General features: G+C 63.5%; 11 protein-coding genes and 1 pseudogene. 4 read left to right on the forward strand and 8 right to left on the reverse strand.

Features of this window, described 5'->3' with window-relative positions; translation table 11 throughout:
• Nucleotides 1-140: 140 nt before the first annotated feature.
• Both BM115_RS27505 and BM115_RS16830 read left to right on the forward strand, forming a co-directional pair.
• Nucleotides 141-275 (forward strand): annotated as a pseudogene (locus BM115_RS27505) (helix-turn-helix domain-containing protein); the annotation flags it as partial.
• A 483-nt stretch (nt 276-758) separates the two neighbouring features.
• Complete coding sequence (locus tag BM115_RS16830) at nt 759-1,649, forward strand: serine hydrolase domain-containing protein (RefSeq protein WP_092296264.1); 891 nt, start codon at nt 759-761, stop codon at nt 1,647-1,649.
• A 76-nt stretch (nt 1,650-1,725) separates the two neighbouring features.
• Here BM115_RS16830 and BM115_RS16835 read toward each other — a convergent pair whose 3' ends face one another.
• Nucleotides 1,726-2,676 carry a tripartite tricarboxylate transporter substrate binding protein gene (locus tag BM115_RS16835; RefSeq protein ID WP_177219949.1) on the reverse strand — a complete coding sequence of 317 codons (951 nt, stop codon included), beginning with the start codon at nt 2,674-2,676 and terminating at the stop codon, nt 1,726-1,728.
• Nucleotides 2,677-2,951: 275 nt separating this feature from the next.
• On the opposite strand from BM115_RS16835, the gene BM115_RS16840 reads away from it, so the two are divergent.
• The gene (locus tag BM115_RS16840) at nt 2,952-3,593 is read left to right on the forward strand and encodes a TetR/AcrR family transcriptional regulator (RefSeq protein ID WP_092296270.1); all 642 of its coding nucleotides are present in this window, start codon (nt 2,952-2,954) and stop codon (nt 3,591-3,593) included.
• A gap of 5 nt (nt 3,594-3,598) precedes the next feature.
• Here BM115_RS16840 and BM115_RS16845 read toward each other — a convergent pair whose 3' ends face one another.
• From BM115_RS16845 to BM115_RS16860, 4 genes are read right to left on the reverse strand one after another with little or no spacing between them, the layout of a single operon-like run.
• Complete coding sequence (locus BM115_RS16845) at nt 3,599-4,999, reverse strand: efflux transporter outer membrane subunit (protein WP_255370868.1); 1,401 nt, start codon at nt 4,997-4,999, stop codon at nt 3,599-3,601.
• Entirely contained in the window at nt 4,986-8,150 is a 3,165-nt protein-coding gene (locus BM115_RS16850) for an efflux RND transporter permease subunit (protein WP_092296273.1), read from the reverse strand. The genes BM115_RS16845 and BM115_RS16850 overlap by 14 nt, the downstream gene beginning before the upstream one ends.
• Nucleotides 8,151-8,154: 4 nt before the next feature.
• A complete protein-coding gene (locus tag BM115_RS16855; RefSeq protein WP_092296276.1) occupies nt 8,155-9,375 on the reverse strand; it encodes an efflux RND transporter periplasmic adaptor subunit in 1,221 nt (406 codons plus the stop codon).
• Between the two features lie 4 nt (nt 9,376-9,379).
• Nucleotides 9,380-10,186, reverse strand: a complete 807-nt coding sequence (locus BM115_RS16860; RefSeq protein ID WP_255370869.1) for an alpha/beta hydrolase — start codon at nt 10,184-10,186, stop codon at nt 9,380-9,382.
• Between the two features lie 228 nt (nt 10,187-10,414).
• Between BM115_RS16860 and BM115_RS16865 the strand changes: the two genes are divergently transcribed.
• Nucleotides 10,415-11,422 carry a LysR family transcriptional regulator gene (locus BM115_RS16865; protein WP_092296823.1) on the forward strand — a complete coding sequence of 336 codons (1,008 nt, stop codon included), beginning with the start codon at nt 10,415-10,417 and terminating at the stop codon, nt 11,420-11,422.
• A 13-nt stretch (nt 11,423-11,435) separates the two neighbouring features.
• On the opposite strand, the gene BM115_RS16870 is transcribed toward BM115_RS16865, so the two are convergent.
• The 3 genes from BM115_RS16870 to BM115_RS16880 form a co-directional block, all read right to left on the reverse strand.
• Entirely contained in the window at nt 11,436-12,002 is a 567-nt protein-coding gene (locus tag BM115_RS16870) for a TetR/AcrR family transcriptional regulator (RefSeq protein WP_092296282.1), read from the reverse strand.
• A gap of 104 nt (nt 12,003-12,106) precedes the next feature.
• Nucleotides 12,107-13,318, reverse strand: coding sequence for an NO-inducible flavohemoprotein (gene hmpA, locus BM115_RS16875; RefSeq protein ID WP_092296285.1), 1,212 nt, complete (start codon nt 13,316-13,318; stop codon nt 12,107-12,109).
• 158 nt (nt 13,319-13,476) lie between these two features.
• Entirely contained in the window at nt 13,477-14,439 is a 963-nt protein-coding gene (locus BM115_RS16880; protein ID WP_092296287.1) for a lactonase family protein, read from the reverse strand.
• Nucleotides 14,440-14,616: the final 177 nt, after the last annotated feature.

Genomic DNA, 14,616 nt, shown 5'->3' on the forward strand with positions numbered 1-14,616 from the left:
GATGTAGCGGCTACATGCTAATGTCGGACTGCAGCTAGATAGAAATGTCGCCCCCTTAGCCAAGGCTGGCATTCTGGCGGTTTCCCGTCTGCGCAAGACCGGAGGCCGCCATGCCGATGCCCGAGTCCATCACGATGACGATGCGCGAACTCGACCGATTCAAGGTGATTCAGGCCGTGGTCGAACAAGGCCTGCCGATATGGCGCGCGGCCGAGAAGCTTGGCCTGTCGCGGCGACAGATCGAACGGCTGGCGCTCCGATATCGCGAGGACGGGCCCTGTGGGTTGGGTTCTCGCAAGCGTGGACGCAGCAGCAGTCGTCAGCTTCCTCCTGGTCTGGAATCCCGCGTGCGCGGCCTGATCCGCGACAGCTACGCGGACTTCGGGCCGACTTTGGCGGCCGAGAAGCTACGCGAGCGCAACGGCACCCGAATTGGCGACGCAGACGGTCCGTCGGATCATGATCGACGCCGATTAGGCGCAGTCTATTCCCTCGCCGACATCCCCCTCGCCCACGCCCGACTCGAAAGTTCCGGCAACGGCCTACAGGGAAAAATCGCGATAGCGGTCGGACCGTTGGCGCAGCTCGACATGGAGAGGGCTCTCTGCGAATAGAACTCTGCCATTCGTCTCCATCACCTCTATTCCTTCGTCAAGGTCGTAGTTTGAGCAGTCATTGCGGACGGCGCTACCGGTTGATGGTGTATCTTGCCTGCTCCACGCTTTACCACCATCCAGCCACTACCGCTTGAGTGCTCAATGCTGATCTCCGTCATCTCCAACGGCCAATCACCAAGACCTCCCGGGCAATTTGAACCCGCCGTACCATGGTGGAGTTTTACTAAGACAGTATTGGCCGCGACAGCTCTGACACTGGTGCGAGACAGACTGCTCGACCTGGATACTTCACTTCCTGAAAGCGCATTCACCTTGCGCCAACTCCTGCGGCACGAGGCTGGACTCGCAGACTATGGCGAGCTTCCCGAGTACCACGCTGCCATTGCAAACCATGAAGCGGCATGGTCGCCAGACGAGATGATGCGCCGTCTCGATGGTCGCCGGCTTCGATACACCCCCGGAGCTGCCTGGCGCTACTCGAATGTTGGCTACATGCTCGTAGCAAGGCTTATCGAACGTGCGACAGACCAGCCGCTTGAAGAAGCCGTCAGGCGGCAGGTGTTGGTGCCTCTCGATATTTCGACGGCTCGTTTCGCAACGGAGCGCACAGATATACACCGGGATTACCTCGACAGTTCGTTGAACTACGATCCGGCCTGGGTCTATCACGGATTGCTGATCGGCCCCGTTTCACAGGCTGCTCTTCTTCTGGATCGTCTGCTCGCCGGAGAGCTTCTTCCCGCCAACTTGCTTCAGGATATGCAGTCGACACGGGTACTGGGTGGCCCGATCGCCGGGCGTCCCTGGATTTCGCCAGGATACGCGCTGGGTCTTATGCGAGGCGCTATCGGAGGCGGCTTGATCGTGGCTGGACATACCGGATGTGGGCCCGGAAGTGTCGTGGCAGTCTATCGTGGCGCCGTTGGTGAAGCCACGGCGTGCTGCGCAGTTTTCTCGCCGGGTGCAAATGAGGGGGACATCGAGGCGCACGTTGTCCAGCAGATACATGAGGCGCTGGAGAAAACGCGCTGAGGGCATTCTCCGGTCATGCCTGGCGTCTAGTGGATATCAGTCTCTGCCCATCCTGGATGCCCGCTTTGGGTTGGAACTACTGGGGCGTCAGCTTGATCGAGGCGGCCATCTTCCTAAGCCTCTCGGTCTCGTCGACGTAGAACTTCGCGGACGCCGCAAGGGTCTGTGGCTTCATCGGCTGCACGCCGGAGAGCTCAAGCGCCTTGATCAGTTCGGGCGACCGCAGCGCTTGCTGCGAGGCGTCCGTCAATACGCGGGCACGCTCCGCTGGGACACCGGCCTTGCTCATGACGCCCAGCCAGATCGAATACACGAACTCGGACTTGCGCGCGACGCTGGTTTCGGAGATGGCAGGCACGTCGGGCAGAGTTCGCATGCGCTGCGTGTCCAGCACCGCCACCGCCTTGATCTTGTGCGTTTCCAGCAACTGCGTGGAGGCACCGAGGTTTGGCAGAATCGTCATGTCAATCTGGCGACCGGTCAGGTCTGCCAGCATTGGCGTGGCGCCCTTGTACGGCACCTGCAGCATCTTGGCGCCGGTCAGCTGAGCCATGTATTCGGCGACGATGTGGTACATGGTCCCGTAGCCCGGATTGCCGAAGGTCAGGCTATTGCTACCTGCCGACTTGCCGGCCGCGATGATCTGTTCCAGCGAGTTGTACGGCAGGTCGCTGCGCGTCATCACGACGAGTGGATGGTTCGAGACTGGCGCCAGCAGAGCCAGTTCCTCCGACTTGTACTTGGCGCTGGCAAGCGCCAGCGGCGTCAGGATGGCCTCGTTGGGCGAGCCCATGATGAGCGTGTAGCCGTCTGCCGGACGGCTCAGCAGCCGCTGCACTGCCAGCGCGCCGCCGGCGCCGGGCAGATTCTCGATGATCACGGGCTGGCCGAGCGCCTTGGCCATTGCCGGCTGCATGGCCCGCGCCAGCACATCGGCGGGCCCTCCCGGAGGAAATGCGACCAGCATCGATATTGGCTTGGTGGGAAACGCGTCGGCAGCGGATGCCGGTGCGCCGGTCAGCGTCATCCCCAGGATGACGGCACTAAGCGCCATCCAGCGTTTGGCGGGGGGGTGTCCTCGGTCTTGCATCTCGTCCTCCACTTTATTAGACCTTCTCGCATCGATACGAGAACCGGTTGTGAGGGGATTGTTGGCCGGAAATCTTGTTCGAGATACAGCAATCCTTACACAAGATCGTTGCTCTGTGGGCAACGCAGAGCGGGAAGGACATGAAGGCGCGATCGGCCAGCAGTCGCCGCTCGAGACCGTGAGAGGCCGTTCAGTGTGTGGCGATATCGGCTATGCTCCGCAGCATCCGCCTTCATCCAGTCGTTCCTCCCATGGGCCATTCGCAAGCCTCCAGGCAAGCCACTCACGCACGCATTGTCACCATTGCGGCGCAGCGTTTCCGCGTGCACGGACTTCGCGGCATCGGCGTAGCGGACATCATGCAGGAAGCCGGGCTGACGGTGGGCGGCTTCTACAAGCACTTTCCCACACGTGAGGCGCTGGTCTGCGAGGCGATGGCCGAGGCGTTCCTCGATACCGACCAGTGGAGCCTGCGCCTGCGTGCAAATCTTCGGCGATCGTTGCGGGAATACCTTGGGGAATCGCATCGGGACCGGCGCGAAAACAGCTGCGGCATTGCGGCCTTCCTGAACGACACGGGTGTCAGCGGTGTGGAATCGCGTGCGTTGTATACGAATCGGCTGCGGCGGTTGGTGGAACTGATTGCGTCGCTGCTGCCGGAGGACGGAGGCGACAGGCGGGCCAAGGCGATGCTGGTGTATAGCGCGTGCGTAGGGGCGCTGACCCTGTCACGCGCGGTGTCCGATGCAAAGTTATCGAGGGAATTGCTGAATGCCGTGGCGGATCAGCTGATGGCGGTGATTGAAACGCCAGACCGCTCCCCTGCCCCTCTCCCTGAGGGAGAGGAGCGCTAAGCTACCTACTGCACTTCCCAGCCACCTCCAGCCGCCGCAAAGATCCGCACCAGTGCCTTGCGCAAGTTCGCATCCGAGGCCGCCTGGCGTGACTCCGCCTCTAGCTGATCCCGTTCCGCTACCAGTACATCGAGCAGTCCCACATACCCATATCGATATTGCAGGCGCGCCAGTTCTGCCGCCTTGCGGTTCTGCGCCACCCCTGCCGTCAACGATGCATTCTTGACGTTCTCGTTCAGATACCCGGACAGCGCGTTCTCCATGTCCTCCAGCGCATCGAGCACAGTCTGCTGATAGCCGAGATAGGCCTGCGTCTGCCGTGCATCGGCCGCGTTGATCTGCGAGCGGATGCGACCGAAGTTCAGCACCGGCTGGATCAGCCCGGCGCCAATCCCCCACGGTGTTGATGAGAACGGCGATGCGCTCTGCGCCCCGAAGAAGGCCGTCAGCGAGATGTTGGGAAACAGTTCCGCCACCGCTGCCTTGCGTGCCGAGATGCTCGCCGCGAACTGACGCTCCGCCACACGCACGTCGGGCCGCGTGGCCAGCACCGTTGCCGGGGCCGAGACAACGATGCCTGGATCGAGCGGTTGCCAGGCCGGCTCTCCGGCAAGCATCGCCGACAACGAGCCCGGCGTGCGGCCCAGCAGGCTCGACAACCTGTTCATCGCGCCGTCGTATCCGGTACGCAGCGTAGGCAGCAGCGACTCCGTTGCGGATACCTGTGCGGCGGCACGTTGTACGTCGAAGTTGCTCGCCAGCGCGCCCTGCTTCTGCGCCTCGATCAACTGCAGTGTGCGGCGCTGGCTGTCCAGGTTGCGTTCCGTGATGCCAATCTGCTGCGCGAAGTTGCGCAGTTCGAAATAGCTGCGTGCCACCTCGGCCAGCAGCGCCACGCGCACCGCCTGCTGGCTCGCTTCAGCGGACTGCAGCACCGCAGCCGCCTGTGCCGTGCGTGCCTGGTTGCGGCCAAACAGGTCCACCTCCCACGCGGCCGAGATCGCCACTTGATTGATCGTCACGGCCTGGTCATTGGTCACGAACCCCCGGTTGCCGCGCTCGGAGCTGGCCGTCGCATTGACCTGCGGCGCCAGCGCCGATTGCGCCAACAGGCGGCCCGCGCGGGCCTCCTCCACCCTGGCTTTGGCAATCGCCAGTGCCTTGTTGCTGGCCAATGCCTCGCTCACCAGGGTATCGAGTGTCGGGTCGCGGAAGCGCGACCACCACGTCTGGTCTACGCCGGCACCGGCGTCGGCCACCAGATAGGCGTTTGCCGCCCCATTTCCGTCCTCCAGCTTCGTCCACTGCGGCGCAGGATCGATGCCCGACGACTGCGGCCCCACGGGTGCCGTGCAGGCCGCCAGCGCCGCAGCCGCCAGCGCCGTCATCAGCTTAAGCTTCAACATGGTGATGCACCTTTTCGGTCTTGGTGATGCGCTTCTCCAATGCGCGCGCCATCACATAGAAAATCGGGGTCAGGAACAGGCCGAAGAACGTTACGCCGATCATGCCGAAGAACACCGCCACCCCCATGGCATGGCGCATCTCGGCACCGGCACCGTGCGACAGCACCAGCGGCAGCACGCCTGCGATAAACGCGATGGATGTCATCAGGATAGGCCGCAGCCGCAGGTGAGCCGCCTCCACCGCCGCCGCAAACGTGGACTTTCCCTCGATCTCCAACTCGCGCGCGAACTCGCCGATCAGGATGGCGTTCTTGCACGCCAGCCCTATCAGTACGAAGAAGCCGATCTGCGTGAACAGGTTGTTGTCGCCCTTGGTCAGCCACACGCCCATGATGGCCGAGAACAGGCACATGGGCACGATCATGATGATGGCCAGCGGCAGGAACACGCTTTCGTACTGCGCGGTCAGCACCAGGAACACCAGCAAGATGCAGATCGGGAACACGATCAGCGCCGTGTTGCCGGCCAGGATCTGCTGGTAGGCCAGCTCGGTCCATTCGAACGTCATCTCGCCGGTCAGCGTGTCGTCCAGGATCTTGGTGATCGCGGCTTGTGCCTGCCCCGTGGAGTAACCGGGCGCCGGGCCGCCGTTGATATCGGCCGAGCGATAGCCGTTGTAGCGTGCGGCGCTCTCCGGCCCGCTGGTGTCGCTCAGCGTAACCACCGCGCCCAGCGGCACCATCTTGCCCTCGCCATTGCGCACCTTCAGTCGAAGAATGTCATCACGCGACGAGCGGAAGTCCGCATCGCCCTGTGCAATCACCTGATACGTGCGGCCGAACTTGTTGAAGTCGTTCACGTACAGCGAGCCCAGGTAGATCTGCATGGTCTTGAAGATGTCATCCACGTCGATGCCCAGCTGCGACGCCTTGGTGCGATCCACATCGGCAAATAGCTGCGGCGTGGTGACGTTGTACGTGGAGTACACCCCGGCCAGCTCGGGCGCCTTGCGCGCTTTCTCCAGCACCGTGTTGACGGTCTTGCTCAGCGCCAGGTAACCCACATCGCCCCGATCCTCGATCTGCAGCTTGAAGCCGCCCGTATTGCCCAGCCCTTGCACGGGCGGCGGCGGAAACACAGCGATGAACGCATCCTTGATGGCGCTGTACTTCTGCTGCAGCGCGCCGGCCAGGGCCGGACCGGACGAGCCGATCTCGCGCATCTCCTCGAACGTCTTCTCGCCGAAGAACACGGTTGCCGACGAAGAACTGTTGATGAAGCCATTCAGCGACAGCCCCGGGAACTGCACCGCATTGCGGAAGCCCGGCTCCTTGGCGGCGATGTCGGTCATCTGCCGCACAACCGATTCGGTTCGCTCCAGCGTGGCACCATTCGGCAGCTGGATCAGGTTGACCAGATATCCCTTGTCCTGGATCGGCACGAAGCCCGACGGCACCTTGCTGAAGCCCAGCACCGTGGCCCCCAGCAGCACGAGGTAGATGGCGATCGAACCGCGCTTGCGATGCAGCGCGCGCGTCACGCCCCCGCTGTACGCCTCGGAACTGCGGTGGAAGAATCGGTTGAATCTGGTGAAGAAGCCACCAAGCAGCCGGTCCATGAAGCGCGTCAGCCGGTCCTTGGGCGCATCGTGCCCGCGCAGCAGCAGCGCCGCCAGTGCCGGCGACAGTGTCAGGGAGTTGAAGGCCGAGATCACCGTGGAGAACGCAATGGTCAGCGCAAACTGGCGATAGAACTGCCCGGTCAGGCCGCTGATGAAGGCAATCGGCACGAACACGGCGCACAGCACCAGGGCGATGGCGATAATCGGACCAGTCACCTCCTTCATGGCCTTGATGGTCGCATCGCGTGGCGAGAGCCCGGTGGCGATATTGCGCTCCACGTTCTCCACCACCACGATGGCATCGTCGACCACGATGCCGATGGCGAGCACCAGCCCGAACAGCGACAGCGCGTTGATTGAGAACCCGAACGCATGCATCGCTGCAAAGGTGCCCACCACGGACACGGGCACCGCCAGCAGCGGGATGATCGCTGCACGCCAGGTCTGCAGGAACAGGATGACCACCAGTACCACCAGCACGATGGCTTCGATCAGCGTATGCGTGACGGCGGTGATCGAGTCGCGCACGAAGGTCGTGGGGTCATAGGCGATGCGGTACTCGAGCCCCTTGGGAAACCGCTTGCTCAGTTCCTCCATCCGTGCCCGCACATTGTTCGATATTTCGATGGCGTTAGCGCCCGGCGACTGGAAGATCACCAGTGCCAGCGCCTGCTTGTTGTCCAGCAGTGCGCGCAGCGCGTAGTCGCTGGCGCCAATCTCGATGCGCGCCACATCCTTGAGGTAGGTAACCACCCCGCCGTCGCGCTTGACAATGATGTTCTCGAACTGGTCGACATCGGACAAACGCCCCTGCACGTTAACCGGCAACTGGATCTCGACGTTGTTCGCGTATGGCGCGGCACCAATCACCCCTGCCGCCACCTGGATATTCTGCTTGCGGATGGCGGCCACCACCTCGTCGGGATTCATGTTGCGCTCGGCCACTTTTTGCGGATTGAGCCAGATGCGCATGGCGTAATTGCCCGAGCCGAACATGTTGATCTGGCCGATGCCGCTGATCTTGGCCAGTTCGTCCTTCACGTTGAGCCGTGCGTAGTTGCGCAGGTACAGCATGTCGTACTGGTCATTGGGCGAGACCAGGTGCACCACCATGGTCAGGTCGGGCGAACTCTTGACCGTGCTGACGCCAAGCTGGCGCGTCACGTCCGGCAGGCGCGGCAGTGCCTCATTGACGCGGTTCTGCACCAGTTGCGTGGCGAGGTCCGGATCGGTGCCGAGCTTGAACGTCACGGTGAGCGTCATCTGGCCATCGCTGGCGGCCTGCGACGACATGTAGAGCATGTTCTCCACGCCGTTGATCTGCTCCTCGAGCGGCGTGGCGACGGTTTCGGCAATCACCTTCGGATTGGCGCCCGGAAACTGCGCGCGCACCACCACCGACGGCGGTACCACTTCCGGATACTCGGAGATCGGCAGCTTGGGGATGGCGATCAGCCCAGCCAGGAAGATAATGATGGAAATGACCGCCGCGAAGTTGGGCCGATCGACGAAGAATTTCGAGAGATTCATGCTGTCACTCCGCCAGGGGCGGCGTGCCCCGCGCCGGGCCCGCCGATGCCGTCTTCACCGCCTCGGGAGCGGCCTCCCTCGGGGCGACCACGACATCGGGGCGGACGAACTGCAGGCCCTTGGTCACCACGCGGTCGCCCGCGTTGAGCCCGCTCAGCACGATATGCCGGCCATCGACGCCCGCGCCGAGCGTCACTTCGCGATAGACGATCTTGTTCTCCGGCCCCACTACGAAGACGAACTTCTTGCTCTGGTCGGACCCCACCGCCACGTCCGGCACCAGTAGCGCACGGGTGTCTCCGCTACCGGCCAGGCTGATGGAGACGAACATGCCGGGCACTAATGCGCCGTCCTTGTTGGCAAAGCGCGCTCGCGCGCGGATGGTGCCGGTGTTCACATCGATGCTGTTATCGAACGTGTAGATCTTTCCCTGATAGACGTGTTCGGCATCGCCCTGGAGCCGCATGTCCACAGGGATCTGCTGTTCCTTGCTTTGCGTGTCCGCGTGATTGCGGATGGAGCGGACATAGCTCTGCTCGTCCACCTCGAAGTCCGCATAGATCCCATCGTTGGACACGATACGCGTGAGCACCGGCGCGTTGGGGCCCGGTTGCACGAGGTTCCCCACCGTCAATTCGGCACGACTGATACGGCCCGCGATGGGTGCCTTGACGTAGGCATAGTCGAGATTGATGCTGGCCTGCCGCAACGCGGCATTGGCGGCCAGCACCGCCGCCTGCGCCATGCGGTACTCGTTGCCGCGCTGGTCGTGCACGCTCTTGGGAATTGCCTCGGCGGCAATCAGGCCCTTGGCGCGGTCGTACTCGGTGGTGGCAAACTCCGCCCGCGCACGCGCCGAGGCGAGGTCGGCACTCGCGCGCGCCACGGCGGCTTCGTACGGCCGCGGATCGATCACGAACATGACCTCGCCAGCGCGTACGGACTGACCGTCGCGGACCTTCACTTCCACGATGCGCCCGCTCACCTCGGGCCGCACGAGCGCCTCGTCCACCGCCTTGAGTCGCCCGGAGAAGCTGGTCCAGACGCGCACGTCCTCCGGCTGCAGCGACTTCACGGTCACCTCCGTGGGCGCAGCGGCGGCCGGCGGTGCGGCGGCGCTTGTTTCGGTCAGCGCCACACTGGCTGCCAACCCGGCTGCCACCATGACGGCACCGACGCCCGCCAGCACCGGTGGACGGCGGAAAATGGATCTACGTTGTTCCATGACTTCACTCCTGCGAAGCGTGTCTTTGTGGATGGGATGTTCGTTGCGCGCGGCGCGGGCCGGCTTCGGCAGCGTGGAGACGGCGAGCGAAGAACGCTGCCACGTCGGCCAGCGCGCCGGCATGGGTCACGATCGACTGGTGTGACGCCTCGGCGTAGCGGGTGGTCTCGGTCGGCACGCCCGCCGCAATCAGTTCGCTGGCGTAGGTCTCGCCTTCGATGTGGCAGAGGTCGCGCGCGGCGCTCACGATCAGCGTGGGCGGCAACCGTTGCAGGCGGCGCGACTCCAGCGGCGCCACGTAGGGGTGCAAGTGCTGGAGGACGTCAGGCAAGTAGGCGCGATAGGCCATGGCGCAGTCGCTCGCCGAGAGATCGGCCCCAACCAGCCTCCCGCCATCGGCCAGCCGGGTCATGCTGGGGTCGAGTAGCGGGGCAATCAGCGCTTGCGCGAGCAGCGTCAGGTCCCTGCGGTCACGCGCCATGGCCGCGATGCCAGCCGCGAGGTTGCCGCCGGCATCGTGACCTGCGATACCCATGCGGCGCGCGTCACCGCCGTAGGTGCCCGCATTGGCCAAGGCCCAAAGCCCTGCCAGATACCCGTCCTCAAGCGGTACAGGAAACGGAAACCGGGGCGACAGCGAATAGCCCACCGCAATCACCACGGCTGGGGTGGCGGCGGCAATGGCCCGCGCTGCCGCGTCGGCGCACGCCACACTGCCCTGCACGAAACCGCCGCCGTGCAGGTAGAGCACCACGGGAGGCCGGACGTCCAGTCCGACCGGCACGTAGATGCGCAAGGGAATCGGCTGCACGTGACCCGCAATCCGCACGCTTTCCACGCGGGTCGTTACAGGAGGGGATTGGCCATTCGGGACCATGAGGGGCTGCCTGGAATTGCAAATGCTGCGATGCACGAAGTCTGGTACATTGCGAACTTCTGGTAAACGTTCATAATCCAGAACACAATTTGGCGTGACCGAACAATCGGGCCCGTAACGCACCAGGCGTTCCGGTCCGGCGCACCAATGAAGGGCAAGACGATGGATAAGGTCCAGGCAATGGAAGTCTTCACGCGCGTGGTGGAGATGAACAGCTTCTCGCGTGCGGCGGAGGCGCTGGGGTTGTCGCGCACGTCGGCCACCACGATCATCCAGGGACTGGAAGCGCACTTGCGCGTGCGGCTCATCAACCGCACCACGCGGCAGCTCAGGCTGACGCCCGAGGGCGCCGACTATTACGAGCGCTGCATGCGCATCCTCGCGGAGATTGCCGAGACCGAGGTGGCCATGACGCGCTCTGGTCAGGGGCCGATGGGCAGGCTGCGCGTGGAGATGCCGGCGGCCATCGGCCGCGCCATCGTCGTGCCGCGGCTGCATACGTTCCACGCGCGTTTTCCCGACATCGAACTGGTGGTGGGCTATGGCGACAAGCTCGTGGACCTGATCCAGGACGGCGTGGATTGTGCGATCCGCGTCGGACCGCTACAGGACTCGAGCCTGGTAGCGCGCGGCCTGGGCGACATGCACCTGGCCACCGTGGCCAGCCCGGCTTATATCGCCCGCCATGGCATCCCGCGTACGCTGGCCGACCTGGCGCACCACACCGCCATCCATTACTTCTCCAACCGCACCGGGCGCACGCTGGACATGAACTTCATCGTGGACGGCAATCCGGTGGAGGTGGCGATGCGCGGCCGCGTCAGCTTCAATGACGCCGATGCCTACGTGGCGTATGGCCTGAGCGGCGCCGGCATGCTGCAGGCGCCCCGCTTCATGGTGAAGGAGCACCTGCGCAGTGGCGCGCTGGTGGAGCTATTGCCGCAATGGCGGCCACGGCCGATTCCGATTGCGGCGATCTATCCGCAGAACCGGCATCTCGCGCCAAAGGTGCGGGTGTTCGTCGACTGGGTGGCGCAGATGTTCGAATGCTGCCCGCTGCTGGCGGCGGATGAAGGCAAGTGTCCCGATGCGATGCCGCTGGCAGGCGCATCCGCTCGCGTGCCGGCCGCGGCCCCCGCGATAGCACACGAGCACGAAGCCGTGCTGTAGGGCGCCAGCGTCCCTAGCGCAGCGGCGTGGCGAGTTGGACCAGACCGTCCGCCACGTTGTCGAGGAGGTCTTGCGAGTACGCGGGATCGCTGACGGCACGGGACAACCCCATCGCACCGACGAAGGCGGAGAGTTGAAGCAGCGCCATCGCCCGTGAATCGGCGTGCCCTTCCGCCTTGTTGAGTCCTTCCAGGAAGTCCAGCACGCCGTTCACCTCGAGCGTATAGGCATCGCGTGTGGTCGGGTCTGCGTGCGCGATGTCGTGCACCAGCGCCACCAAGGGGCAGCCAACACCGGGTGCGTCCCGGTGCGCGGCATTGAGGTAATTGCGCACCGCACTGGGCGCATCAGGCGATCCTGCAGCCCACTCATCGAGACTGCGCGCGGCGATACGGACGACTTCGGCCAGCATTGACTCGCGCGACGAGAAATGCCGGTAGAACGCCCCCGGCGTAATACCTGCCTCGCGGGTGATCTCAGCCAGCCCGATCCCTGAAAAACCATGCTCGCGGAAGCGCTGTGCGGCGACGGCAAGTATGCGTTGACGCGTAGAGGCCTTCGTCTCCTTCGAGTGTCCCATGTTGCATGCAGTGATTCAGCGGTTGGCAATATGGCACGCATTGTCGCGCGTAAGTCTCAAGCCAGCAATCATGACGAGATCCACTGCTCGCTGGCCTTCTTGGGTTATTCGGCGAACAGGTCGGGGCCGAAAACCTCGTAATGAATATGCGACTCACGAATGCCCAATCCCTTCAGCGCGTCATGCTGGAGCCGCATGAATGGAATCGGGCCACAAATGTAGTAATCGGCATCGGTCAGCAATATCGAATCCTTGATCGCCGCCACGTCGATTAGCCCGGCAAAATCGTAGTCGTGATTGGCGATATCCTCCGGCAGTGGCGCATCGTAGAACACGATCAAATCGAAATTGGGGAATGTCCGAGCCGTCTCGCGCAGCCGGTCGCGCATGGCGTGAACGCTCCCATTACGGGCACCATGCACGAAAACTACATGCCGCTGCGGGTCCTGGATCGCCTGCGTCAGCATGCTGACCATCGGCGTCAGCCCTACGCCGCCGCTAATCAGCACGATGGGCGTGCGCGCATTGACGTCGATATGGAAACTGCCATAAGGCGCTGCCAACCTGACTTCATCGCCGACATTCACGTGGTCATGCAGCAGGTTCGATACATAGCCCGCCGGCTGCGGCCCGCCCCCTTCACGCTTGACCGAGATCCGGTAGCTGCGGCCATTCGGCATATCGGACAGGCTGTACTGACGAATCTGCTGCATACCCAGTGCAGGCACGTTGATGGCAACGCTGGTGTACTGGCCGGGCTCAAAGTTGACCACCGGCCCGCCATCGACGGGTTCCAGAACGAATGAGGTGATAACGCTGCTTTCCGCGTCCTTTGACCGCACGACAAAATGCCGCCAGCCCGTCCAGCCCCCGTCCTGTGCCCCCGACCGCTCATACAGATCGCTTTCCATCCCCATCAGCACATCGGCAAGATTCCCATACGCCTGCGCCCATGCCGAGATAATGTCGTCCGTCGCTGCACTGCCCAAGACTTCCTTGATCGCCGCAAGCAGATGCTCCCCGACGATAGGATATTGCTCGGGACGAACACCCAGACTCGCGTGCTTGTTGGCGATATTGGTTAATACCGCCATCAGACTGCTCGGATCCTCGATATTTTCCGCATAGGCATAAACCGCCCGCGCCAACGCCTGCTGCTGCTGCCCCCGCTCCTGGTGAGCCATGTTGAAGATGTTCTTCAACTCAGGATGGGCCTGGAACATGCGCGTGTAAAAGCACTTGATAATGTCGTAGCCGTGCTCAGCCAGGACGGGAGCGGTGGCCTTGACGATGTCTTTGGTTTTTTGGGTGAGCATGGGGGATCTCCTTGGGGGCAGGTCAAGCGGCGCAGGCGCTTGAACAGCATAGGAGACGTGAGGCGGAGCGGCGAGGCGAGGCTTATGCCATCGCCGCTGGTCGAGTCGTCCGTCGGCCGGTTGCGGTCCTGCTGGAACCGCAACCGGCCCGCCTCTCCTCAGGGCCTCGGCTCGACAATGGCGATCGCCACGTTGCCGTTGCCGGTGGGGAATGGGCTGCCCGGCACCGCGGTCAAGGCACCGCTCGTCCCGTTAATCGCGTAGCCGTAGACCGATCCATTGAGCGCCGGCGCGTACAGAAACTTCCCGTTCGGCGTCACGCGCAGCCTTTGGGTGCCTATCCCGGCAGCAACATTCACCGGAGCCGTTGTCGGCATGCCTGTTGTGGCATCGATCTGAAGAGACGAAATATTGTTGCTGCCGCTGTTGGCCACGTAGGCAAACTGGCCGGAAGGTGCCATCGCGATATCGGTCGGCGCCGAACCCACTGCAAACGCGTTGGTACCGACAATGAGGCCAGAACCGGCAGCCAGTGCATGAACGCCGACGGTGCCGCTGCCCATGTTAGGGGTATAGAGAAACGCCCCGTTCGGCGAAAGCACAGCCGCATTCGGTCCGATGCCTCCGGAAGGCGTGTCAGCAAAAAATCCGATATAAAGATCGCCCCGCAACGTCGTGACCGCATCCGCACTCATGCCGGCAACGTAGATCCACTGTTCGTCGGGTGAAATCGCGATAGCCGTCCCCGCCTGCGTTGCGGATCCCACCTTGATGTTGCTAGTCCAGGCACGCGGCATACCACTGGCGGCATCCACGTCGTACCGAAATGTCCAGCCAGAATCCAAGCCTACGTAGAACGACTGCCCAGAGGGCGACACGGCGATGGTTCTAACTCCCGCGATTGGACTCGGTATCGCGGCAGCTGGCACGGCTTCCAAAACGCCGGATGCCGGGTCCAGCGCAAATGGCATCAATCTGTCTGTGTCTCGCATCAGCGCGTACGCTACCCGTCCCGACGGCAAAAAGGCGAGATCGGCGATCTGCCCCGTGGCCGCAAACGGACTACCTTGCACCGCGGCGAGCGCGCCGCTGATCGGGTCGGCTGCTGATGCGGCTGCCATCGGCCAGCGTCGCCGTGGCCGTGATGTCGGCCGCGCCGGCGGCCAGGGTCTGGATCGTCCGTTGTCCACGCCCAGTTGGTGAGATCCCCTGCCCCGTCCACGCCGTCCGAGCGGCGCACGGCGACGGTCACGGTCTGCGCGGCGCCGCCGGCCGTCACGACCAGACTCGCCGGGGTC

Source organism: Cupriavidus sp. OV096, assembly GCF_900115455.1.
In the GTDB taxonomy this organism is placed as follows: Bacteria; Pseudomonadota; Gammaproteobacteria; order Burkholderiales; family Burkholderiaceae; genus Cupriavidus.